The sequence below is a fragment of the Pseudomonas sp. Sample_23 genome (assembly GCF_004307595.1).
GTDB lineage: Bacteria > Pseudomonadota > Gammaproteobacteria > Pseudomonadales > Pseudomonadaceae > Aquipseudomonas > Aquipseudomonas atacamensis.
Map to the genome: position 1 here is coordinate 1 of NZ_RCNX01000075.1, position 23,427 is coordinate 23,427.

The following is a 23,427-nucleotide window of genomic DNA, read 5'->3' on the forward strand; positions in this document are numbered from 1 at the left end:
CGCTGGCGCCGCTGACGGTTGCCGTGCCGCCGGCAACGATGCGGTCGCTGCTGGTAGGCGACAGCTCAACGGCGTACGTCGAGCCCGGGGCGAGTGTCACATCACCGCCGACGTTCAAGGTGCCGATGGAATTGCCCGGTGCGACCCGGCCACCGCTGTTGGCGGTCAACGCGCCGATGCGTCCGGAGCCGCCGAGGGTGCCGCTGTTGTTGACGGTGACCGCTGAGGTCAGCGAACCGTTGACCGTCAGCAGACCACCGTTGACCGTGGTCGGGCCGCGATAGGTGTTTGCGCCGCTGAGCAGCAATTGTCCGGCACCGGACTTGATCAGGCTGCCCTCGTACACCCGGTTCGCCGCTGCCGCATCACGCAGCATGCCGACGGCGTAATCGGTCTGCTCCTGCTGACTGGCGCCGGCCGGCACACCGTTCTGCCAGCCTTTGTCCTGCAGGGTTTGCTGCCAGGCGCTGTGCTCGGCGAGGTCTTCGCGCTGGCGCTGGGTCAGCGCCTTGTCGGAGATGTCATTGCTCCAGACATCGCGCTGCCCTGCCCCCAGATTGGCATCGAACGCACCGAGCAATTGCCCCGGCCCGCGCATCGCCCGGTCGAGGTTGGCGACGCCCCAGCCGACGCGCTCGTTCGGTGCGTTGGTGACCGAGCCATCGAGCTGGGTGGCGGTGGTCAGCAGCACTTCGAGCGCCTGCTGGTTGTTCATGTACGGATAACGCTCCATCACCAGCGCCAGGGCACCGGTCGCGTGCGGCGCCGCCATCGAGGTACCGGACTTGATCGCATAACCGCCGCCGGGGATGGTGCTGTCGATCTTCGCCCCCGGTGTGGTGATGCACCAGTACTTGGCGATGCCGCACTGGTTGTACTTCTGCTGATTGCTCTGATCGAGCCCGGACACCGCCAGCCAGTGACCTTCCAGATCCGGCTGAAAGTACGGCAGCGCCGAGCGTACGCTGGCGTTCGGGTAACCGCTGTTGCCGGCGCTGAACACATTGATCACACCGCGCCGCGAAACGTCGGCAGCGGCGTCGAGCCAGGTGCCCTTGTTCCAGTGCTGCGCGTAGGCGGCGTGCAGATCCGCCAGGGTGCGATAGCTGACATCCGGCGGCTGACTGCCCCAACTGTTATTGATCGCCCGCACGCCGGCGTCGGCAAGGCTGTCGTACACCGCTTTGAAATAACGCGGATCAGGGCTGGGGCCGAAGAGGAAACTGTCGTTCTTGTTGGTGTTGCCGACGTAGATCTGCGCGTTGTACGCCACCCCGTGCATGCCGCTGCCATCACGGGCAGCGCCCATGGTTCCGACCACGTGGGTGCCGTGGGAATCGTTGTTCGGGTTGAGCGTGCCGTCGACGTTGAACGCTGAGCCATCGACGTAGCTGCCGCTGGCGGTTACCGGGTGATAACGGTCGGCGGAGAATTCGGGGTGAGCGGCATCGAAACCGGAATCGAGCGCGCCGATCTTCACGCCCTTGCCGGTGATGCCGGCTGCGTAGGCCTGATCGGCCTGCATGCGTTGCAGACCCCAGTCGCGCAGGAACTCGGCACTGCGCCAACTGGCCGGATTGCCGGGCTGGCCGGTTTCCAGGTATTGCGCCTGCGTTGCCGAGGTCACCAGCAACAGCGTGCCGAGCGAAATCGGTTTGATGCGTACGTCCATGGTCATCACTCTCGTTTTTGTTGTTTTGTTCAGGGCTGAATTGCGGTGTCGCCTGTTCCCCTCACCCCAGCCCTCTCCCCGAGGAGAGGGAGCCGATTTGTGTTGATGTCAAAACCTGCGTCCAGCTCGGTGGTTCAGGTCGATGCAGCTATCGCAGGCCACTCGGTCAGTCCCCTGTCCCTGTGGGAGAGGGAGCCGATTTGTGTTGATGTCAAAACCTGCGTCCAGCTCGGTCGTTCAGGTCGATGTAGCTATCGCAGGCCACTCGGTCAGTCCCCTCTCCCCCTGGGAGAGGGTTAGGGTGAGGGCTGTTGCGCGACCACAAATGCTTCGTCCACCCGCGCCAGATCCTGCTCATTCAGCGTCCCGGCGTAGTAATGCAATTTGGTCCAGGCCATCAGGTAGTCGTAGCGTGCCTGGGCCAGGTCGCGGCGGGTGGTGAACAGTTGCTGCTCGGCGTTCAACGCGTCGAGATTGGTGCGTTCGCCGCCCAGAATGCTTTGTCGGGTCGAGACCACCAGCGCCTCGGCCGACTTCAGGGCCTTCTGATAAGCGCGCAATTTGCTCACTCCGGACAGGCAGGCGCTGAACTGGCGGCGCAGTTCGATCAGGGTTTCGCGGGTCTTGCCATCCAGTTCGTACTCAGCCTGTTCCATGGTGCGGCTGGCCTGCCGTGTGGAGGCCGACACCCCGCCGCCGGCGTACAGCGGCACGCTGACTTCCAGGCCGATGGTGTTGGTTTCGTAGCGCTGGTTATAGGTGTTGCCGCTTTCGGACTCGTTGTCGCGCATCGAGGCATAAGCACTGACTTTCGGCAGATGCCCGGCGCGGTTGCGTTCGACTTCGTAGCGCGCCACTTCCACGGCCTGCCGCTGCGAAGCGAGGTTCGGGTTGTTGCTGATCGCCAGTTCATGCCAGGTGTCGAAGTTGGCCGGTTGCAGGGTGAAGGTCTGAAATTGCTGACCAAGCGGCGCCAGATCGCCGATGTCCACCGCCGGCACGCCCACCAGCGCGCCCAGCTCGCGCAAAGCGGAATCCTGCTCGTTGCGCGCTTCGATCTCCTCGGCAGTCGCCAGTTCATAGCGCGACTCGGCTTCGAGAATATCGGTACGCGTGCCCTCGCCCTGCTTGAACATGTGTTCGTTCTGCTGGAACTGCTGTTCGTAGGCCTTCTTCTTCGCCTGGGCGATGTCGATCTGGTCCTGGGCGAACAAGGCTTTGGTGTAGTTATCCAGCACGCGCACCAACAGTTCCTGACTCTTGCCGCGAAACGCTTCGTCGGCGAACAACGACTGGGCGACACCTTTGCGATACGCCGCGTAAGCCTCGTAATCGAGCAGCGGTTGCTGCACCGTCAGCGCCGAGCCGTAACTGTTGTAGTTGCGCTCATCGGTGCGGTTGCGCGCACGATCATCCAGAGACGTCGCCTTGGAAGAATTGCGGCCCTTGTTGTAGGTGTAGCCGATCCGAGGCAGCAGGCCGGCGCGGCCAATCACGCGGTTTTCCAGGCCAGCATCGCGCTCCTTGATTGCACCGAGAAACACCGGATCGTTGCGCAACGCCTGTTCGTAAATCTCGAATGGCCCCATGGCCGCGACTGCCGAGTGACTCGCGAGCAGCATCATTGCCGCCCCCAGCATTGAAAGCTTATTCATACAGCCGAACATTCTTATTCCTCGGTCAACGCAGAACCGGCGCGATCGAGCAGCGGTTTGAACAAATAGTTGAGAAGTGAACGCTCACCGGTGCGCACGAACATTTCCGCCGGCATGCCGGGCTTGATCACCAGGCCGTTGAGCTTTTCCATGGCCTGATCGCTGACGCTGCTGCGCAACACGTAATACGGCACGCCGGTTTTCTCATCGACCATCTGGTCGGCGGAAATCAGGCTGACTGCGCCGGGCACGCGCGGGGTTTTGCTCTGGTTGAACGCGGTAAACAGGATGTCCACCGGCAAATGCGTGCCGACCTTGTCGATCAGGTTGATCGGCAAGTGCCCCTCCACTTCCAGGGTGGTGCCTTGCGGAACGATCTCCAGCAGGGTTTCGCCTTGGCGCACCACGGCGCCTTCGGTGTGCACACCGAGGTTGACCGCCACGCCATCGGCGGTGGCGAGGATCTCGCTGTGTTGCAGGTCGAAACCGGCGGAGGTCAGCTGTTCGGACAGCGTCACGCTTTTCAACTGCGCATCGGCCAGTTGCGTGCGCACTTCCTTCTGGTATTCCTCGCCGTGCTGCTGCAACTTCAGGCGCGATTCAAGGATGCCCAGCTCCACGCGGCCGCTTTCACCGGTGTTTTCTGCCAGCTGCTGCTGCACTTGCGACAGTTGCCGCTGGTAGTCCATCAAGCGGTTGCGCGGGATGTAGCCGTTGTCGGCCAGCGGTTGCAGATTGCTCAATTGTTGCTGCAAGGAACTGGCCTGAGCATTGAGGTCGCTGCGCGCGCGGCGCATGCCGGCCAGTTGCGCAGTGGCGCCTTCGATGTTGGCGCGCAGTGCCGCTTGTTCCCGGGAGAACGCTTCGCGGCGGCTGCTGAACAGTTGCCGCTGGCCTTCCAGCACCAGCGCCAGGCGTGGGTCCGGGTCGTTGCTCAATTCAGGCGGAAAGGTCACTTGTTTGAGGTTGTCGCGCTCGGCCTGCCAGCGCGCGAGGCTGGCCCAAGCCATGCGGTACTGCGCCTGCAGCGATTGCACATCGGCAGCCACTTGCGTCTGGTCAAGGCGGAACAACGGCTGGCCCTGCTTCACGATCTGGCCTTCGCGCACCAGAATACGGCTGACCACGCCACTGCTCATCGACTGCACAGCCTTGCGCTTGCCCGAGACCACCACCGTGCCCTGCACCGGAATGCCCTGATCCAGCGGCGCCAGTGCCGCCCAAGTGAAGAAACTGCCAGCGCCGACGATGGCCAGGATCCAGCCCAGGCGCGCGAAGAATTTCGCATCGCATTCCGGGCGCTCGGTGAGGTAGGCGTGTTCCATGTTCGCTTCGTTTTCAGTGTTCATGCTGGCGCTGCTCATACACCCGAATTCCTTGTCGTGGGCTGATACTGCCGGCTCATGCTGAGCCCGCCCGGTGCTTGTGCGGCTTTTTCGCGTTGCTGTTCCTGCTGACCGGAAAGTGCTTTGAGCACATCCTGACTCGGGCCGAACGCCTGCAAACGACCATCGTTGAGCACGAGCAATTTGTCAGCCTGAGCCAGCACCGAAGAACGGTGCGTGACCAGAATCACCGTGGTGCCTTGCGCCTTGAGTTGCGCAATGGCGCTGGCCAATGCCGCTTCGCCGACGGTGTCGAGGTTGGAATTGGGTTCATCGAGCACCACCAGACTCGGCGTGCCGTACAGCGCACGGGCCAGGGCGACGCGCTGTTTCTGGCCACCGGACAAGCCGCTGCCGTCCTCGCCCAGTTGCGTGTCGTAGCCTTGCGGCAAGCGCAGGATCATTTCGTGAACGCCGGCCTGTTGCGCGGCAGCTACGACTTTTTGCGGAACGGCTTCGCTGAAGCGCGCAATGTTCTCGGCGATGCTGCCGCTGAACAGCTCGATGTCTTGCGGCAGGTAACCGATGTAAGGACCAAGCTGATCGCGGTTCCAGCGATGAATATCAGCGCCGTCGAGGCGCACGGTGCCGCCCAGCACCGGCCACACGCCGACCAGCACTCGAGCCAGCGTCGATTTGCCGGAACCGGAAGCGCCGAGCACACCCAGCACTTCACCAGCACTCAGATTGAAATTGACCATGTGCAAAGTGGCTGCACGCTGCCCGGGCGGGCCGGCGCTGAGTTGTTCGAAGGTGATCTGGCCTTTCGGTGCCGGCAGTGCCATCGCCTCGTCGCTGGGTGGAAACGCCTGCAACAGCGCATCGAGACGGCGGTAAGCCAGCTTCGCCCCGCTCCACTGTTTCCAAACGGCGATAAGCTGATCGATCGGGCTCAGCACGCGGCCCATCAGGATCGAACCGGCGATCATCATCCCCGCCGTCATGTCGCCCTTGATCACCAGCAACGCGCCCAGGCCCAGCACCAGGGATTGCAGACACAGGCGCAAGGTCTTGCTCAGCGAACTGATCACCGCCCCGGTGTCGCTGGCCTGGTTCTGCAAGCCGAGAAAGCGCGAATGCACCCCGAACCAGCGCTTGCGCAGCGAGCCGAGCATGCCCATCGCCTGAATGGTTTCGGCGTTGTGCAAGTGGCTGGTGGCCAACTGGCTGGACTGCTGGGAAAAACCGGCGGCTTCGCCCAGCGGTTTTTTGGTCATGTATTCGTTGAGGCAGGCCAGTGCGATCAGCAGCAACGCGCCCGCCGTCGCCAACACGCCGAGCCAGACGTTGAACAGGTAGATGACAAACAGATAAACCGGGAACCACGGCGCATCGAAGAAGGCGAACAGCGCCGGGCCGGTGACGAACTGGCGAATGTGGGTCAGGTCGCCCAGCGACTGCCCGGCGTTGCCTTCGCCCTTGAACAGGTTGCGCTCGAACGCGGCCTGATAGACGCGCAGATTGAAGCGACGCTCCAGCTGGCTGCCGATGCGGATGACGATAAAGCTGCGGATCACTTCCAGCAGCCCGATAAAGGCGAAGAAACCGACCACCATCAACGACAGCATTGCCAGGGTGGTTTCGTTCTGTGACGACAGCACCCGGTCGTAAACTTGCAGCATGTAGATGGACGGCACCAGCATCAGCACGTTGATGAGCGCGGTGAAACAACCGACGCTGATCAGAATGCTTTTATAGTCGCCCAATGCCTTGATTAACGGAGCGGTGGCAGGAGACTTCGCCATCTTCATTGATTCTTCCTGAATTCATGCCTCGTCATTACAGGACGAGCATTCCATTGATATTCCGCCTGCCTGCCAAAGATGACTTGCAAGTAGCGCTTACAATTTCATAACAACTTGACCGTGTCGCGCTTATAACGCACGACCACTGGCTTATATCAACTTTCTTTCACTCGACAACCATTGCCTACTGCGCTGCGCGCTCTAACGTAATAAGCAGTTCGGCGCTCAAGGCCTTTGTATAAATGCCATCACGCTGGCGGCTGAAGAAGGCGATCCTCGAACCTTCCTTGCCGGTGATGGAAATGCCATCGGGCTCTGGAAACCAGCCGATTGGCGCTTCGCCCAACCACGCGGCCAGACATTCAGTGCCCTCGCCCAAAGTCTGGTTCGGCGCAAGCTCGACCAGGCAAGTGTTCGAGGGTTTGTCTTGCATCACCCGCGTTTCGGGTGTGTCGCTGTGACCGGTCAAAGTGGCCTGCCAGCGCCCGGCGAATGCCGAGGGTTCTTCGAGTCTGAGGCTGCTTGCCATGCTTGTCGCTCCGGTCATCATCAGCGTGACTGCCATCAGCCATGCCATCGTCGTGTCAGTTAAAACGTATCGAGTCATAGGAAACTTCACTTCCGCTCGTAGCCTTGCTCGGCGATCAGGCCGATGCAAGCGAAGAAAGCGACGCACGAGGCGCCGCTTTCCTTTCACATCACGCGACGATGTCGCTGGTCGCTGCCTGGCCCACGGTGCTGACGATGAAATCAGCCACGCCATGCCCGGAGAAATCCACCGACAACAGGCTGTTACCGCCCGACGAGGTCAGCACGGCATCACCGGCAGAACCGGTGAAGCTGTTGACGAAGTGCAGGCCCGCGCCGTTGGTGATGCCGGTCAGGTCGATTTTGTCCAGACCGCTGACGAAATCGAGAATCTGATCGATCGCACCCGGCTTGGAGTCCGAGCTGGCGGCGAACACGAAAGTGTCCGAACCAGAACCACCCCACAGTTTGTCAGCACCACCAGCGCCGTACAGGATGTCGTTGCCGGCACCACCCTTCAGCTCGTTGGCCACGCTGTTGCCGATCAACAGATCGCTGCCGGAACCACCAATCGCGTTCTCGATGACCGCGCCCTTGGCGATCGACACGTTGCCGACCATGCCGCCAACGTCGGAGAACGAAGCGCTGTTGAGGTTGATCTTCTGGTTCTGGGTGAAACCGGAGAAATCCAGGGTGTCCTTGCCGCCGGCATCCCAGACCGAGAACACCACTTTGTCGCTCGACGACGAAGCGCTGAGGAAGTCGCGACCGGTATTGGAGTTGAAGCCGTAGGTGGTGTCGCCGGTGCGGGTGGTGGTGTTGGCGCCGTAGAGCTTCTGGATCGCGGCGATGTCGTCCATCAGCGGGCCGGACGAGTAGGCTTCGACGCCGGCCTTGCTGAAGTTCTGGTTGGTGTTGCTCTCGCTCCAGTAACTCATGACGCTGTAGCCACGGGTGTCCTGGCCATAAGTCGCATCGTTGTAGGTCGGGTTGCCGTTGCCGGCGTTGTAGTCGCCGGGGTGCGCAAGGCCAAGGGTATGGCCGATTTCGTGGGTCAGGGTCTGACGACCGTAGTTGTTCAGATCCGGGTTCTTGTTCTGCGTGTAACCGCTGTTGATCAAGTACCACGAGGTGCCGTCATAACCAGCGCCGGTCCCCGGCAGATAGGCAAACGCCGCAGCGCCATCCTGGCCACCGCTGTAGTTACCGAAGGTCATGTGCCCGTCGCCGCCCGAGGCTCTCTCGGTGAAGGTGACATTGGCCACGTCGGCCCAGGACTGCATGGCGAGCTTGGCCTGGGCTTGCTGCTGTGCGCTGAACTGACTGAACCCGCTGATGCCGTGCTTGTTCATCGTGCTGTTCGAGGCCGAGGTCAGGAACGTGTAGGTCAGTTCGATCTTGCCGCTGCCGTCCTTGTCCTGGTAGGCAGCGCCGTCACGCAGCAATTGCGTAGCCGCCTGGTCGACGGTGTACGAGGGTTTGCCATTGACCGTGAGGTTGCCGCCGCGGTCGTACTGATGGCTGAAGCTATTGATCTGGTTGTACGCCGAGCTGAAGGCAGCCAGCTGGAAAGCCTGTTCGGCGGAATCAACAGCATTGGTTTTAACTTTCGACATAAACACACTTCCTTGTTTAGCAATGGAACAGTTTTTGTCCGACAGGACGATCTTTGGCGAGATCGTCCTATCACTCGCCCAATGAAGGCGTAACGAACCTGACACAATTGGAAATCTTTCGTAAAGAGTTTTTTTGCGATCCAATTTGGTGATATCAGGAAACTGCCGTAAACAAAGCGCGCGGGGAGGAAAGATTGTTTTTAGTTGCGGCGAGGGTGGAAATTGTCTGACGATTTTCTATTTAAATATTAAATATCGCTAAGTTTGAATTTGTTGGGCAAGTCACACTTTCAGTCAGCGGTGCCAGTGCTTTGATATCAACTATCCTGATTCATTGAATAACGAATGTGGGAGCGAGCCTGCTCGCGAAGGCGCCAAGCCAGTCAACATAAGTGTCGAATGACAAACCGCTTCGCGAGCAGGCTCGCTCCCACAGGGGTCTTGTATGTTGGCCTGAAAAAACTCAGCTACCGGTGCGAATCTTGTTCCACACCCTCGTACGAATCCGGTCGATATTCAACGGCATCGCTTCCAGCGCGAACAGCTTGCCCATCATTTCCGGGCTCGGGTAAACCTTGGTGTCGTTCTTGATCGCCGGGTCGATCAGTTTGTCGGCTTGTTCGTTGCCATTGGCGTAATGCACGTAATTGGTGATGCCGGCCATGACATCGGGGCGCAGCAGGTAATTCATGAAGGCGTAGCCGGCCTTTTCGTCTGGTGCGTCGGCGGGCATGGCGACCATGTCGAACCAGATCGCCGCGCCCTCCTTGGGAATCGCATAACCGATCTCGACGCCGTTCTTGGCTTCCTTGGCGCGGTTCTCCGCTTGCAGGATGTCGCCGGAAAAGCCCACCGCTACGCAGATGTCGCCGTTGGCCAGGTCACTGGTGTACTTCGAAGAATGGAAGTAGCTGACATAGGGCCGCACTTTCATCAACAGGGCTTCGGCTTTTTTGTAGTCTTCGGGATTTTTGCTGTGGTGCGGCAGGCCCAGATAGTTGAGCGCCGCCGGGAGCAGTTCCGGGCCGTTGTCGAGGATCGCCACGCCGCATTTTTGCAGCTTTTCCATGTATTCGGGCTTGAAGATCAGGTCCCAGGAATCCACCGGCGCGTTGTCGCCCAGCACCGCTTTGACCTTGGCGATGTTGTAGCCGATGCCAGTGCTGCCCCACAGATAAGGGAAACCGTGCTCGTTGTTCGGGTCGTTGGTCTGCAAGGCTTTGAGCAGCGCCGGGTTTAGATTCTTCCAGTTCGGCAACTGACTCTTGTCGAGTTTCTTCAGCGCCCCACCCTGAATCTGCCGCGCCATGAAGTGGTTCGACGGAAAAACCACGTCGTAACCGGATTTGCCGGTCATCAACTTGCCGTCGAGGGTTTCGTTGCTGTCGTAGACGTCATAGGTGACGCCGATGCCCGTGTCTTTCTGAAAATTCTTTGTAGTGTCCGGGGCAATGTAGTCGGACCAGTTGTAGACCTTGACCGTCTCGGCTGCATGACTGACGGAAGCGGCCAGCAGCAGCGGCGCCAATGCGAGGGTTTTCTGGATCATGGGGCGATTCCTGTATGGGCTTTTTTTGTTGGCAGGCAATCAAAGGATCAAACAATCAGAAAATCAGCACGTAGCTCTTGCGCACGGTTTCCTGGATATCCCAGATCCCGAGCGTGTTGGCTGGCAACATCAGTGCGTCGCCGCCTTGTATGTGCAGGGTTTCGCCGCCACCGTCGGGGGTGAAGGTGCAGCGCCCGGAAATGAAATGGCAGAACTCCTGCGCGGTGATCTGCCGCCGCCAGCGGCCCGGGGTGCATTCCCAGACGCCGGTTTCGACACCGTCGTCGCGCTCGACACTGGTGGTCGAGGCAATTGCGACGGGTTCGCCGAGGGGCACGGCGACCGGGTTGGATTCTTCGAGCTCAAGCGTGGCGGTGTTCTTGAATTGGGTGATGCTCATGGCGTGACCTGTTTATTGAGGGAAACGGCGTTCAGTGCATGAAACCTTCCATGAACCCGGCGACTTGGCTGGCGAGCTTGCGCCGCCAGGGCGCGGTCGCGGGATTGGCCAGGGTCTGGTCTTCGTGCACGAAACTTTTGATGATCGCGTTGTAGCCGAGCCAGCGGCATGGCTCTGGCTCCCAGGCACGCAGCGCATGAATGCCACCGTCGGGCAGGACCCACGGTTGTTGGGTCAGCTCGCTGTCGCGCTCAAGAATCAGATCGGCCAGCGTCCGGCCGCCGAGATTGCTGGCACCGACGCCCTCGCCGCCATAACCGCCCGATAGCGCGATGCCGTTGGCGCGGTCGCAAAGCATGTGCGGCTTGAAATGCCGCGACATGCCAAGGTTGCCGCCCCAGGCGTGGGTGATCTGCACATTTTTCAGCTGCGGGAACAGTTCGCCGAACAGATAGCGGCGCAACTCGACTTCATCGCGGGTGAGGTTGAAGTCATGGCGCAGCTTGCCGGCGAACTGATACCCGCCACGGGCGCCGAAGATCAGACGATTGTCGGCACTGCGCTGGCCGTAGGTGACCTGGCGGCTGAATTCACTGAAGGCCTGGCCGCGATTGAGGCCGATTTCGTCCCAGGTCGCAGCGGACAGCGGCTCGGTGGCGACAATCAGGCTTTGCACCGGCAATTGATAACGGCCAAGTGGCGGCAAGGTCACCGAATAACCTTCCACCGCCGGGACGATCCAACGGCTGCGCACGCTGGCTTTGGCGGTGCGCAGACTGCCAGGTTGCCAGTGGGTGACCGGGCTGTTTTCGTAGATTTTCACGCCCATGTTCTGCACGGTCCGCGCCAGACCACGGACCAGCTTCGCCGGGTGAATGGTCGCGACATGGGGAGCGAAGATGCCGCCGTAGGGCTTGGCCACGCGGATCTGCTGGGCCAACTGCTCGGGGCTGAGCCAGCGGTAGTCGTTATCGGTAAGGCCTTGGGCGTGCAGCTTGCTCAGGTAATCGCGCAGAACGGTTTCCTGCTCTGGGTAGCGCGCCGCACAATAAAGCACCCCGCCCTTACGGTAATCGCAGTCGATGCCTTCGCGTTCGAGGACGATCTCCACTTCATCGGGGATGCTGTGCAGCAGATCGAACGAAGCCCTGCGCTGCTGCGGCGATAAGCCTGCGAGCAAGCGATCCTCACCCAGCAAGTTACCCATCAGCCAGCCGCCATTGCGTCCGGATGCACCGAACCCGGCGGTTTGCGCCTCGACGATGGCGATATCCAGGCCGGGCGCCTGGTTTTTCAGGTAGTACGCCGTCCACAGTCCGGTGTAACCGGCGCCGATGATCGCCACGTCGACGTCCAGGTCACGCTCCAACGCGGGCCGCGCCAATAGCGGCTCATCGAGCTGATCCATCCACAAACTGATCGTGCGCCACGCCGACATGCCAGACTCCGCCACTGAAAACCTTCGATGGCGTCGATCCTAGTGGCTGCCTTCAGTGGATGTCTTGCGCGCGTGCCCGCAGAGAAATTTGTTTGGCGTAGGCCTTGGGCGACTGGCCGGTGTGTTCGCGGAAGCATTTGTAGAACGCTGACAGCGAATTGAAGCCGGCGGCAAACGCCAGCTCGTCGACACGCAACGGCGGCGTGGCGCTGTCCAGCGCACGCAGCAAATGCTGCAGGCGCGCCTGATTGACGTAGCGATAAAAGCTTTGCCCGAGCACCTGATTGAGCAGATAGGAAATCTGATTGCGGCTGTACCCGCACTCCTTCGCCACCCGTTGCAGGTCAAGCTCAGGGTCCAGATAGGGCTGCTGCTTTTCGAAATACTGCTGCAGGTCTTCGGCCATGAAACTCAGCTGCCGCGGTGACAGACCTAGCCTGCTGACCGCCGGACGGCTTGGCGCGGAGCTACCGTCGGCTTGACTACGCACCAGCGAGGCGTACTCGTTGACCCGCCAGATCAAGCCGTCCTTGACTGTGATCGCTTCGCTGGAGCGAAACGACACCAGGCCATCGCCGCCACGCAAGGTCACCTCGTATTGAATGAACGCGGTGTTGCCATCCACCCGGATTCGGTCGCAATGTTCGAGCAGTTCGTCGGATTCTCGCGGCATGCTCACGCGCACGTAGTCGCGTAACTCATCCAGACCGAGCACCCGGTTCTGAAAGAAATCGTTGTACTGGATATCGGCGTGATAAAGCGCCATGACGCTGTCCAGATCCCGGTGTTTCCAGCTCAGGTGATAGCGCATGACCGTGGCGGCCGTGGCCTGGGTCTGTTCTGGGCCGTCGTCATCGGCGTGCATAAGCGGCTCGGCGAAAAAGAACCGAGCTTGCCCAACTTCCTCTGCCGCTTCAATGAAAAATCCATGGTGGCGTTTTGGCGATAATCGATGAGCCAGTGACTTACATCAAAAAATGCGAATCAATCGCTAAACGGACTGAAAAAACTCACAGTTTTTTCACACACGGATGCTACTTTTAAAGCTCAAGCACTGGTTGAGCCAATGAAGGCTCTTCCCACCTAACATGAGCAAAAGGAAGCGCTCGATGAAGCAGGCGGGCAACACCATGAATAAAGGGTTCAGCAAAGTCACCTTTCCAAACGCTTGCCAGCTGATGCGCTGGCATTTTCATCCCATGGGTTTCGAGGCGACGATGGATGCGCCGGGCAGCATGATCGCCCGTCTTTTCGATCGGGCCAGCGGCGAAACCATGATCGCCATCGCCGGCATTCCCTGCGCAACGGTGATGAACGCGGCGGACGTCGAGCGCATGATCGAAGCCATCGAGGATGAGCTGGAAGCCTTCACTCCTCCGGAATCTCTCAAGAACTACGCATAAACACCTGATTTAAAACAAAAAGCCCGCAGCGATGCGGGCTTTTTATGGGTCAGGCGCTGGTCTTTTCCTTTTCGCGTCGATGGTCGACGAAGAAGGGTTTGCCCTTGGCGACTCGATCCGACGCCCTCGGCATGTTTACCGCTTGGGTTTCCTGCGATTCGACATACCAGTAGCAATGACTGACGGCGCGTGTGATACCGACGTAGGCAAGGCGCAGGATTTCGTCCTTTTGCGCAGTGTCATAAGGCTCGCTGTCGCCGCTTTTGCCCAATCCCGCCATGCGATAGACCTGATTCTTGTACGGAGAACTGGTCAGATGCTGGCAATCACCCAGCAGGAATACTGCATCAGCCTGCAAGCCTTTGGCGCTGTGATAGGTCAGTTGCTTCAGCCGCCGCGCGTCATAGGGCAAGCTCGAATCTACATTAAGTACAGGCTGAATATGCTGCTCTATCAATAACTTATCGCTGCTTTTTCGATAAAGCATCAAGATTGAATCGCCGCGCCGATAATGCTCGGCCAAGCGCTGACCCAATGCTTCATCGTCCCGCTCAAGCACGTTGACCGGGTGAAGCGGCTTGGGCTCACCACTGGCCTTGGCCTTCTTGCCTGCGATTGCCGGCGCTGCACGGACAATGTGTTCGGCGGCGTCGATGATGTGCTGATGGCTGCGATAGTTGTCACTGAGCATCACTCTTGTGGTGCTCGGTGAAGGAAATTCCTTGTTGAACTCCATGAAGTAGCTCGGTGAGCTGCCGCGCCAACCGTAAATCGACTGCCAGTCATCGCCAACACACAATAGCGACGAACGCTGCGCCCCTCGCCCAACGTGCATGGCCGGGCCACGGCTGCGGATTTCATTGAGGCTGGCGCGAATCCACGAAACGATCTGCGGCGATACGTCCTGGAACTCATCGATCATCAAATGCGCCATAGGCCGCAGCAACTCATCGCTGAGCAGCTTGAGGTTTTCCGGCGAGTGCTCGCTGAACAGCGCGAACATGCGGTTGTAGGTCATCACTGGCGGCTTCTGATCCAGCAAGTGATCTTCAAATGCGCGCCAGAACAGGCTCAGGGCTTCAAAGAAAAAGCGATCGGGATCGTCCTTGGCGAAGCTCATCCGACTGACCGCGTCTGGTACATCCAGGCCGAGGTTTTCGATAAAGCCTGCTGCGGCGACAAAACAATCCAGCAATGGCGCCGATGCCAGCTCGCCTTTGACCTTGTAATCAAAGCCTGGACCGGCGCTGGCATCTCCGGCCAACGTCGCAAGAACGCGCCTGGATGACTCGTAACTATCCAGCCATATCAATGGCTTACGGCAGAAAGCTTGAAACAGGGTGCGCTTGACCGCCCACTCTGCACGGACACTCAGCTTGGCGTTGGGTCGGGTCAGCTGGGCGTTTTCCCTGGGATCAAAGCCGAGCACCACCCAGGCATCGAGGCTGGGAATATAGCCGTGAGCGTGGAACTTCGAACCATTGATTTCGAAGGCCTGCCGATTCGGTTCGATGCCTTTGATCGGCCACGCCCCTGCGCGAAACCACAGATCCTCAATCACATCGCAGAGCTCTTCATCGCGCTTGGCCGCCAGTTCGGTGACCGCCATGCGTTTCTGCACATCGGGGTGATCGCGTTCCAGTTCCTTTAATTGCAAACCCGCGCGGGACAGCGGCTGGATCAACTGGCGGAAACGCTCATCGTCGTTGAACAGCCGGTGATAACAAGCATTAAGTTGCTGGCGCTGCGCGTCATTGATGCGCAGGTCAAACGGATTGCTGTCGACTTCCTCTGCGCCGCTTTGCGGGCGATCGCTGAGGTTCTCGAAGGCCTGCAAACGCTCGAAACCCGGCAGGCTGCGGACCATCGGCAGGATGCGTGAGTGGAAGGTTCTGACCAGCTCGCGGGCCTGCTTGAGGTTCAGCGGCTGCCCCCACAGCGTAAAGATTTCGATGAGTTTGTTGATGAAGTCCTTACGCGATTCGCGGGTGAAGGTCACCACGGTCATCGAATCCAGCTCAAAACCCAGATAATGGCTGAGCAACAGAATGCGCAGTACCAGCGTGGTCGACTTGCCGGCGCCGGCACCGGCCACCACCGAGGTGGACGGCGTATCGCTGAAGATCATCTTCCACTGCGCAGCGCTGGGCTGGGCGTGAGCCGGAAGCAAACGGGCGACGTCAGCCTTGATGCGCTTCTTCAGTTCCGCCGTCAGCGGCAAGCGCCAGTCATCGAACAGGTGGTTATCGACGCTGGGCGGCCGATGTTCGGTGTTGCGGCTGTCGCGAATCAGCAGAACCTGGCGGCCTTCCTCCAACCCCTCAAGCTTGCCCTCCTTGAAACCGTATTCGACGCCAGCGGTGTGGCCACTGCGAAATCCGTCGGCTTGCCCGTGCAGCCACGACGCCCGGTGCTGGGCGCGCAGCTTGGTCAACCCGTGACCAAAGAATCGCGCGGCCAGACGTTTGAACCAGGGCATCTCGGCCAGTGGACGAAGTTCAGGGGGAAGATCGGGGATGTGTTGCGCCACGCTGACGGACTCCAGGGTGTGAGGCTGTGGCGGCTATGGTGTCTGGATTTGCTGATGAGTTCTAGCGAAATGCTTACAGGTCATCTGTTTAGGCGACGAATTGAAAGTCGGATGAGACGATGTCGAGGCGCATTCCCATCAAATAACCTGATCATGATGCGGCAGTTTTTGCGCTTTTTATCGATGATTGCCTGATAGATGATCGCCGTCATCAACCACGGGGCCCGCCCCCTGACGACCCTTATTAGGAGACGATCATGCTTGAACTCAGACCCTTCAGCTCGCTGGGCGGCGCCCATCATGGCTGGCTGGACGCGCACCACCACTTTTCCTTTGCCGAATACTACGATCCGCAGCGGATGAGCTGGGGCAACCTGCGCGTGTGGAACGACGACATCATCGCCGCAGGAACCGGTTTCCCGCAGCATCCGCACCGCGACATGGAAATCATCACCTACGTGCGCGAAGGTGCCATCACGCACCAGGACAACCTCGGCAACAAGGGCCGCACCGAAGCTGGCGACGTACAAGTGATGAGCGCTGGCACCGGCATTGCTCACAGCGAGTACAACCTGGAAGACAAGGAAACCAAGATCTTCCAGATCTGGATTCTGCCGACCGAAACCGGTGCGCCGCCGTCGTGGGGCGCCAAGCCGTTTCCCAAAGGCGAGCGCGAAGGTTTTGTGACGCTGGCCAGCGGCAAGGACGGCGACGATGAGAGCCTGCACATTCGTGCCAATGCACGTCTGGTGGCGGCGAACATCAAGGCCGGTGAAACCGCTGAATACCGACTGGATGAAGGGCGTCGCGCCTATCTGGTGCCGGCCACCGGCGTGATCGAGGTCAACGGGCTGCGCGCGCAGGCGCGTGACGGCGTGGCGGTGGCCCATGAGCAAGTGCTGACGGTCACGGCGATCGAGGACAGCGAAATCGTACTGGTCGACCTGGCTTGATCTGCAGGCAATAAAAAAGGGCAACCAGTACGGTTGCCCTTTTTCATGTGCGCATCATTTGCTGGAAATGGCGCCGTCTACCAGAGTTTGCGCCTCGGCCACCAGTTGCTTGAGGTGGTCGTCGCCGAGGAAGCTTTCGGCGTAGATCTTGTAGATGTCTTCAGTGCCCGAAGGACGCGCGGCGAACCAGCCGTTTTCGGTCATGACTTTCAGACCGCCAATGGCTTGATCGTTGCCCGGTGCATGGCTGAGGATGCTCTGGATCTTCTCGCCTGCCAGCTCGGTCGAGGTGACCTGTTCCGGCGCCAGCTTGCTCAGCAGTGCCTTTTGCTCAGGGTTGGCCTTGGCGTCGACGCGTACCGAGAACGGTTCGCCCAGTTCGTCGGTCAGGGCGCGGTAGGCCTGGCTTGGATCGCGCCCGGTGCGCGCCGTCATTTCGGCGGCGAGCAAGGCTGGAATCAGGCCATCCTTGTCAGTGCTCCACACGCCGCCGTCCTTGCGCAGGAACGACGCGCCAGCACTTTCTTCACCGCCAAAACCCAGCGAGCCATCAAACAGGCCATCGGCGAACCATTTGAAACCGACCGGCACTTCGTACAGGCGACGGCCCAGGCGCTTGGCCACGCGGTCGATCAAACCGCTGCTGACCACGGTTTTGCCGACAGCGGCATCGGCGCGCCATTGCGGACGGTTCTGGAACAAATAGTCGATGGATACCGCCAGATAGTTGTTCGGCGCGAGCAAACCACCGGACGGCGTGACGATACCGTGGCGGTCATGATCCGGGTCGCAGGCAAACGCCACGTCGAAGCGCTCTTTCAGGCCAATCAGGCCCTGCATCGCGTGGCTGGACGACGGGTCCATACGGATCTGGCCGTCCCAGTCGACGGTCATGAAACGGAACGTTGAATCGACCTGTTTATTCACCACTTCCAGGTCGAGACGGTAGTGTTCGGCGATGGCCGACCAGTAGCGCACCCCTGCTCCGCCCAACGGATCGACACCCAGACGCAGCTTGGCGTCGCGGATGGCATCGAAGTCGATGACGTTGATCAGGTCGGCGACATAGGTGTTCAAGTAATCGTGACGATGGGTCGTGCTGGCCTTGAGCGCTTGCTCGTAGCTGATGCGTTTGACCCCGGCCAGTTTGTTCGCCAGCAGCTCGTTGGCCTTGGCTTCGATCCACTTGGTGATGTGGGTATCGGCCGGGCCACCGTTGGTTGGGTTGTATTTGTAGCCACCGCTCTGTGGCGGGTTGTGCGACGGCGTGATGACGATACCGTCCGCCAGGCCAGAGGTACGGCCGCGGTTGTAGCAGAGAATGGCGTGAGAAACTGCCGGGGTCGGCGTGTACTCATCGCCTTCGGCGATCATCACGGTGACGCCGTTGGCGGCGAGGACTTCCAGCGCGCTGGCGCCGGCCGGGGTCGACAATGCATGGGTGTCGATGCCGACGAACAGCGGGCCGGTGATGCCCTGGGCTTCGCGATACAGGCAGATCGCCTGGCTGATGGCCAGAACATGCCATTCGTTGAAACTCAAATCGAACGAACTGCCGCGGTGGCCGGAGGTGCCGAACGCCACTCGCTGGGTAGAAATCGATGCATCAGGCTGGCCGGTGTAATAGGCCGTAACCAGTCGCGGGATATCGACCAACAGTTCTGCCGGTGCCGGTTTGCCCGCAAAAGGACTGAGTGTCATGCAAAAACCTCTGAAATCGGAGTGGTTCAGGAAATGCAGCGCAGTTTACTGGCAGTTTGACCACTGTGCGACGGGATGTATCCGAAACTCGCCCGATGTTTTTTAACGTTATTGACCGGGCGACAGGCGCAAGGCATCACCGAGCAAGCCGATGACACTCGGCAGATCCCGCTCGCCGTGGTGCAACGCGCTTATCCGCAGATGATCCGCATGCAGACCTTGCAGGCTGAACAGCTCGCCGGGGGCCACGATGATCTGTTGCTTGAGCAGGCGACGGAACACATTCGCCATGTCGACCGGCCGTAACGAACGTACCCACACCGTCGCCCCGCCCTGCGGCTCGACTATCTGCAGCGTATCGCCCAAACGTTCGTGCAGAACCTGGATCAACACGGCTCGCCGCTCACCCAGCATTCGCCGCAGCACAGATAAATGCTGATCAAGCCGCCCGCCATTCAACAACCGGGCAATCGCCTTTTGGCGGATTGGCGACAAGCGAAATGCGCGCAGCAGAAAATGGCGTTGCAGCGCCTCACGCCAATGACGCGACAGGACAAAGCCGAATGGCGCTTCAGCGCCGATGAATTTCTCGAAAGTGGAAAACACCAGCAGACGCTCAGGATCAAGCCAACTGCGCAAACGCTGTGAATCATTGCGCTCGTCAAGCTCGCTGTAGCAGTCGTTTTCCAGTACCCAGACGCCATGTTGATTGAGCAACTGCGCGGCGGCCTGCTGACGCTCATGGGTGAAACCCTTGCCGTGGGGCATGCTCAGCACTGAAGACAAAAGAACCAGACGTACTGGCTCGTTCTCCAGCAGCGATTGCAGTACCGACAGATCAAGCACGCCTTCGGCCAGCAATGGCCATTCGATCACGCGCACCCCGCACGACTCGAGCAGACGCAATATCACCCAGTCGCACGGTGATTCGACAATTACGCTGGCGTGACGCAATTCGAGCACCGAAATCAGAATTTCCAGGACCCCGCGCAGATCAGCACCGATATAGATGTCATCGGCATGCCAGAAATGCTCTGTCGAACTCGTGTACCGCGCTGCCAGGGCAACCCGCAACTCCAGCTCTCCGCAAGGTTGCACGAATGTCTGTAGCTGACGCGGATATTGGCGCAGAAGCTCACGTTCCAACGTCAACAACGGACTGTCCAGCGGTTGCAGCGAGGCCGGTTCGTCGGCGCTCAACACACACATTCCGGGACGTCTGGCGTTGACGTACACGGTCTCCAGCAGATCATTGCCGTTGCCGGGCGCATCCATGCTGAACAGCGCTTGCGCGTAATACCCTGACTTGGCTATCGAATAGACTCGACCTTCCTTCTCCAGAAGCGAATAGGCGTACTGCACCGTTGAAATGGAGACATTCAGTCGATCCGCCAGTTGTCGCAAGGAAGGCATGCGTACCGCCGTACCACCTCCGGCGTCATCAATCAGCGTGGTCAGATATCGATAAACTGCCTGATAAACAAAGTCGTTGTCCCGCGCGCTTTTCACACCCTCATTTCCGTAGATATCGGTTCACAACTCAGGCTCCGGCTCACCGTCAGCGTTCCGTCGACCGCTCGAATGACGAGGCCGAACCCGCCTGATCCTCAGACGCGCTCTCCGAGGCTAATTGCGTGGGCGCATGAATCTGCACAGGGCCCGTCGCATAGAGGCGGATCACCAACCTGACCGGCAACCCGCTCACTTCCGTTATCCACTTCAAAACCTGCTCCGGCGCGTGCAAGCCTTGCATGGCGCGGTGCAGGTCAGGCATCGCGACCAGCATGCCGGGATGACAGTTGCGCAGGAACCGCTCGAGACCTTTGCCGTTGTCGATGAACGGTGCAAACAGCAGGCACACCAGCTGCGTTTCGCTCAATCCGAAACCATTGATGAGGTAATCCTCGGCAAGCGCCCGCAGCTGCTCTGGCCCGCCGGCATTGTCATAGCTGGCCAGCAAGTGCTCGCAGACAGATTCGGCGACCTGTTTTCGCCGCATGTCGGCCAGCGTGTGACGAACATAATCGTCGATACCCGCCTCATAGGCGCGCCCCTCGATGAAGCGTGCGTACAAACCTCGCACGTGCGCCGAGATCAGAGGGTCAGCGAATACCGCTTCGCCCTGGTACAGCGCCAAATCGTCAGGTTCATAACCGAGAAATTCGCCCAGCAGCGGCCAGCGATCCTCGATCTTGCCGACCATCATGTCGTTGATGTCGATAAAACTGGTGCGCCGGCAGGCTTCGAACTCACCTTCCGGGCGCCACGCTATCCGGTCATCATCTGCGCGCAGCTCGCGGTAAAAATCATCACCGAGCCCGTCGAGCAGCGGAAAAAGCGCTTCGAATCCCGCACTGGCCAGTTCTGGACCGGTTATTGCCACTCGCTGCATTGCACGGTTCAGGCCTTCGAGGAAATGCTGCTGACTGCCTTTGGTTTCAGTGCTGATCATGGCGTCGACACCATTGTTCCAGCGGGCGATCTGGCTGTAGTACTCGGCCGTCGCCAGATAGGCGTCATCCCATAATTCAGGCGTTTCCAGCCAGGTGCGACAGTGCCCGACCAGCAGCAGATTGACGCGACTGGCCTCACGCCCTTCGTTGCTCACAGGCGTGCGATGGTCGAACGGCAGCACTTCGCGGTTATCCACCATCAGCACCTCGACCCGCGGATCGTCATAAAGAAACAGCGCGCTGTAGCTGCGATGCAGGTTTTGCAGGGCGAGCGGGCTGTCGCCACTCCAGCGCAGGGAAGCCACACGCAACTGGAAGGTTGCCGGAGCACGTCCGGCAATGGTCAACTGCGCAGCCCGGAGCAAGGCCAGGGTGTAGCAGCCGTCACGCAGGCCGGACTGAGGCACCAGCACCTTGAATTGCCCAATGTTTTCCATGCCGCCTGCGGCCACCACCAGGCGCTGTATCAACAACTGCAATGCCGTACGCTCGGCTCGGGAAAAGAAACTCAGCAGACGCTGCAATACTTGCTGATAGACATAGTTCATTGCCTGATCATGGATCGTGCTCATCGGTATTTACCCGGTATCAAAAGTTTCATGCCGCGCAGACATGACAATGGGCGCGCGGCAATTGGATCAATAAGTAATAGACGCTGAAATGCTAACACTTACAAAGTTGTAGTTATTTGAAACACTTCACCTGAATAAAGCCATCCAGATGCCAAGCGTCACGTTCAACCACCCGTATTCATTGGGCTTTCGCCATTCGAAAATGATCTGAGGAAACTTCCCACAACGTCCCACGACAAATCATTACAAGAAAAGGAGAAGCAACTTCCGAAACGCCCTACAGCAATTAAACAGAAATTGGCGAAGCCAGCCGAGCCAGCCATTTGATATTGCCTTGGACAAATTGAATGCACAGCCATAGCTCATTCCTTGAGATGAAAGTAATCATTCAATTATCAGTGCTTATAGTGTGATTAGAAGATACAGATCGAAGGCAAAAACCAGTTCAGTTGCTGAAGGGCCGATGCTTCGATATCGGGAAGGGTTTACTGACAGCGGAGGATCTAAACAGAAAAGAGTCCGTGGCGGCCACGGACTCTGATGAGCGGATTTACGCGGTTTCCACTTGCAGGGCCACTCGCTCGCGGCATGGGCATTCGTCCATGTAGCGATGCGCTTCGACGAACTCGTTGAACGCGAATACACGCGTCTTGAGCGGCAGGAGCACGCGGTCAGCGGTCAACTGGTTGATGTCACGCAAAGCACGCTGCAGAGCGACGTGGTCCTGGACAATGCCCAGCTCCGGCTTGCCGGTGAAGTTGCCGATGCAGTGCACAAAGAACTGGATGTTCTTCTGAAACGCCGCACACGCCGGGAACGGGGTCTGGTTACCACCTTGCAAGCCGTACAGCACCAGACTGCCGCGTGGTGCCAGCACATCGCCGAGCAATGACATCTGCGGGCCGCCAAGACCATCGAACACCACATCGACGCCGCGGTTGTCGGTGATCTTGTTGATGCGCATCAACAGATCTTCCTCTTCGGTGACGATGACCTTCTCCGCACCGAGGGACAGCAGGTACTCCCGCTCCTCCGCCGATTTGGTCGCGGCGATCACTCGCACACCCAGCGCTTTGCCCAATTGCACAAACGACGGGCCGGCGCAGTGGCTGGCGTCAGTCACCAGGGCAAATTGACCCGGTTTGACCCGCGCCAGATCGGCATAAGCGAAGTAGGCGATCAGCAGCGGCGTGTAATGCACACTCGCTTCGATCGGGCTGAGCACATCGGGATAACGGGTCAGCGCGGTGCGCGGCAGGACGATCGACTCGCCGTACACCGGATAGTCGTTCGGGCTTTCCGCTGGAAAACTGGCCACTTTGTCGCCGACGGACAGGTCGTCGACATCAGCGCCCACCGCAGTGACCACACCAGCCATTTCATGACCGAGGCCCGAGGGAAGACGTGCCTGGGACGACGCGAGATTCTGGCGCCACAGGGTGTCGTACCAACTGATGCCGATTGCCTCGACACGCACCTGCACTTCGCCAGGACCTGGCTGAGCAGCCGCATGCTCTTCGCATTTGAGCACCTCGGCCGGACCAAACTTGTGAAAACGGATCGTGCGGGACATCGCAAACCTCGTCAAAGTAACCTCTAATGCCATGAACTCTATCTGGGCTTTGGACCCAAGACCATCAGTGGCTATTAATAGTCGACATGCCTGTCATTGATTCCGCATCAAGGGCGGCATTGGCAAAATCCATGAAAAAAGGCCTGCCACCGTCGCAGTAAAGCTGAATTTTCCGGTGCAGAGTACCAGCCTTTCCCCGTAAGATTCATGCCGGCCATTGTTCTCATATGGTCGCCCTCGTCAAGTTTGATGAC

At 59.4% G+C, this 23,427-nt stretch carries 17 protein-coding genes; 2 read left to right on the top strand and 15 right to left on the bottom strand.

Translation table 11 applies throughout. The features are described 5' to 3' along the window. The 10 genes from D8U82_RS19350 to D8U82_RS19395 form a co-directional block, all read right to left on the bottom strand. A partial coding sequence (locus D8U82_RS19350) for a S8 family peptidase (RefSeq protein ID WP_153189130.1) occupies nt 1–1,672 on the bottom strand: 1,672 nt, incomplete at its 3' end. 296 nt (nt 1,673–1,968) lie between these two features. Further along, nucleotides 1,969–3,339, bottom strand: a complete 1,371-nt coding sequence (locus D8U82_RS19355; RefSeq protein WP_130902765.1) for a TolC family outer membrane protein — start codon at nt 3,337–3,339, stop codon at nt 1,969–1,971. 2 nt (nt 3,340–3,341) lie between these two features. Then, the gene (locus D8U82_RS19360; RefSeq protein WP_130902766.1) at nt 3,342–4,691 is read right to left on the bottom strand and encodes an HlyD family type I secretion periplasmic adaptor subunit; all 1,350 of its coding nucleotides are present in this window, start codon (nt 4,689–4,691) and stop codon (nt 3,342–3,344) included. Continuing rightward, a complete protein-coding gene (locus D8U82_RS19365) occupies nt 4,688–6,463 on the bottom strand; it encodes a type I secretion system permease/ATPase (RefSeq protein WP_130902767.1) in 1,776 nt (591 codons plus the stop codon). Before D8U82_RS19365 ends, D8U82_RS19360 begins: the two co-directional genes overlap by 4 nt. A gap of 178 nt (nt 6,464–6,641) precedes the next feature. Continuing rightward, nucleotides 6,642–7,064, bottom strand: a complete 423-nt coding sequence (locus D8U82_RS19370) for an AprI/Inh family metalloprotease inhibitor (RefSeq protein ID WP_153189131.1) — start codon at nt 7,062–7,064, stop codon at nt 6,642–6,644. 91 nt (nt 7,065–7,155) lie between these two features. Further along, nucleotides 7,156–8,601 carry a serralysin family metalloprotease gene (locus D8U82_RS19375; RefSeq protein ID WP_122706337.1) on the bottom strand — a complete coding sequence of 482 codons (1,446 nt, stop codon included), beginning with the start codon at nt 8,599–8,601 and terminating at the stop codon, nt 7,156–7,158. Nucleotides 8,602–9,064: 463 nt separating this feature from the next. Next, nucleotides 9,065–10,150: a polyamine ABC transporter substrate-binding protein gene (locus tag D8U82_RS19380; protein WP_123442400.1), complete on the bottom strand. Its 1,086-nt coding sequence runs from the start codon at nt 10,148–10,150 to the stop codon at nt 9,065–9,067. A gap of 55 nt (nt 10,151–10,205) precedes the next feature. Further along, on the bottom strand, nt 10,206–10,550 hold the full coding sequence (locus tag D8U82_RS19385; RefSeq protein ID WP_024013066.1) for a cupin domain-containing protein: 345 nt from the start codon (nt 10,548–10,550) through the stop codon (nt 10,206–10,208). Between the two features lie 31 nt (nt 10,551–10,581). After that, entirely contained in the window at nt 10,582–11,988 is a 1,407-nt protein-coding gene (locus D8U82_RS19390; protein ID WP_130902768.1) for an FAD-dependent oxidoreductase, read from the bottom strand. A gap of 52 nt (nt 11,989–12,040) precedes the next feature. Then, nucleotides 12,041–12,853 carry a nuclear transport factor 2 family protein gene (locus D8U82_RS19395; protein WP_130902769.1) on the bottom strand — a complete coding sequence of 271 codons (813 nt, stop codon included), beginning with the start codon at nt 12,851–12,853 and terminating at the stop codon, nt 12,041–12,043. Between the two features lie 265 nt (nt 12,854–13,118). Between D8U82_RS19395 and D8U82_RS19400 the strand changes: the two genes are divergently transcribed. Then, a complete protein-coding gene (locus D8U82_RS19400) occupies nt 13,119–13,391 on the top strand; it encodes a DUF1652 domain-containing protein (RefSeq protein WP_038862172.1) in 273 nt (90 codons plus the stop codon). A 49-nt stretch (nt 13,392–13,440) separates the two neighbouring features. Here D8U82_RS19400 and D8U82_RS19405 read toward each other — a convergent pair whose 3' ends face one another. Then, a complete protein-coding gene (locus D8U82_RS19405; RefSeq protein WP_130902770.1) occupies nt 13,441–15,921 on the bottom strand; it encodes a UvrD-helicase domain-containing protein in 2,481 nt (826 codons plus the stop codon). Between the two features lie 257 nt (nt 15,922–16,178). On the opposite strand from D8U82_RS19405, the gene D8U82_RS19410 reads away from it, so the two are divergent. Next, entirely contained in the window at nt 16,179–16,874 is a 696-nt protein-coding gene (locus tag D8U82_RS19410) for a pirin family protein (RefSeq protein WP_016774845.1), read from the top strand. A gap of 54 nt (nt 16,875–16,928) precedes the next feature. Here the strand turns inward: D8U82_RS19410 and pgm are convergent, their stop codons facing one another. The 4 genes from pgm to D8U82_RS19430 form a co-directional block, all read right to left on the bottom strand. Continuing rightward, nucleotides 16,929–18,575 carry a phosphoglucomutase (alpha-D-glucose-1,6-bisphosphate-dependent) gene (gene pgm, locus D8U82_RS19415; protein WP_095180093.1) on the bottom strand — a complete coding sequence of 549 codons (1,647 nt, stop codon included), beginning with the start codon at nt 18,573–18,575 and terminating at the stop codon, nt 16,929–16,931. A gap of 108 nt (nt 18,576–18,683) precedes the next feature. Beyond that, complete coding sequence (locus tag D8U82_RS19420) at nt 18,684–20,084, bottom strand: PLP-dependent aminotransferase family protein (RefSeq protein ID WP_016774847.1); 1,401 nt, start codon at nt 20,082–20,084, stop codon at nt 18,684–18,686. A gap of 49 nt (nt 20,085–20,133) precedes the next feature. Beyond that, complete coding sequence (locus D8U82_RS19425) at nt 20,134–21,600, bottom strand: hypothetical protein (protein ID WP_130902771.1); 1,467 nt, start codon at nt 21,598–21,600, stop codon at nt 20,134–20,136. Between the two features lie 550 nt (nt 21,601–22,150). Further along, nucleotides 22,151–23,173, bottom strand: coding sequence for a zinc-dependent alcohol dehydrogenase family protein (locus tag D8U82_RS19430; RefSeq protein ID WP_016774849.1), 1,023 nt, complete (start codon nt 23,171–23,173; stop codon nt 22,151–22,153). Nucleotides 23,174–23,427: the final 254 nt, after the last annotated feature.

What these genes read in the sequence shown, in the direction of transcription:
- D8U82_RS19375 (WP_122706337.1), bottom strand. Translation starts at nt 8,601, where the DNA reads ATGTCGAAAGTTAAAACCAATGCTGTTGATTCCGCCGAACAGGCTTTC.
- D8U82_RS19395 (WP_130902769.1), bottom strand. Translation starts at nt 12,853, where the DNA reads ATGCACGCCGATGACGACGGCCCAGAACAGACCCAGGCCACGGCCGCC.
- D8U82_RS19425 (WP_130902771.1), bottom strand. Translation starts at nt 21,600, where the DNA reads ATGAGCACGATCCATGATCAGGCAATGAACTATGTCTATCAGCAAGTA.
- D8U82_RS19410 (WP_016774845.1), top strand. Translation starts at nt 16,179, where the DNA reads ATGCTTGAACTCAGACCCTTCAGCTCGCTGGGCGGCGCCCATCATGGC.
- D8U82_RS19380 (WP_123442400.1), bottom strand. Translation starts at nt 10,150, where the DNA reads ATGATCCAGAAAACCCTCGCATTGGCGCCGCTGCTGCTGGCCGCTTCC.
- D8U82_RS19355 (WP_130902765.1), bottom strand. Translation starts at nt 3,339, where the DNA reads ATGTTCGGCTGTATGAATAAGCTTTCAATGCTGGGGGCGGCAATGATG.
- D8U82_RS19370 (WP_153189131.1), bottom strand. Translation starts at nt 7,064, where the DNA reads ATGACTCGATACGTTTTAACTGACACGACGATGGCATGGCTGATGGCA.
- D8U82_RS19390 (WP_130902768.1), bottom strand. Translation starts at nt 11,988, where the DNA reads ATGTCGGCGTGGCGCACGATCAGTTTGTGGATGGATCAGCTCGATGAG.
- D8U82_RS19400 (WP_038862172.1), top strand. Translation starts at nt 13,119, where the DNA reads ATGAATAAAGGGTTCAGCAAAGTCACCTTTCCAAACGCTTGCCAGCTG.
- D8U82_RS19430 (WP_016774849.1), bottom strand. Translation starts at nt 23,173, where the DNA reads ATGTCCCGCACGATCCGTTTTCACAAGTTTGGTCCGGCCGAGGTGCTC.
- D8U82_RS19360 (WP_130902766.1), bottom strand. Translation starts at nt 4,691, where the DNA reads ATGAGCAGCGCCAGCATGAACACTGAAAACGAAGCGAACATGGAACAC.
- D8U82_RS19385 (WP_024013066.1), bottom strand. Translation starts at nt 10,550, where the DNA reads ATGAGCATCACCCAATTCAAGAACACCGCCACGCTTGAGCTCGAAGAA.
- D8U82_RS19365 (WP_130902767.1), bottom strand. Translation starts at nt 6,463, where the DNA reads ATGAAGATGGCGAAGTCTCCTGCCACCGCTCCGTTAATCAAGGCATTG.
- pgm (WP_095180093.1), bottom strand. Translation starts at nt 18,575, where the DNA reads ATGACACTCAGTCCTTTTGCGGGCAAACCGGCACCGGCAGAACTGTTG.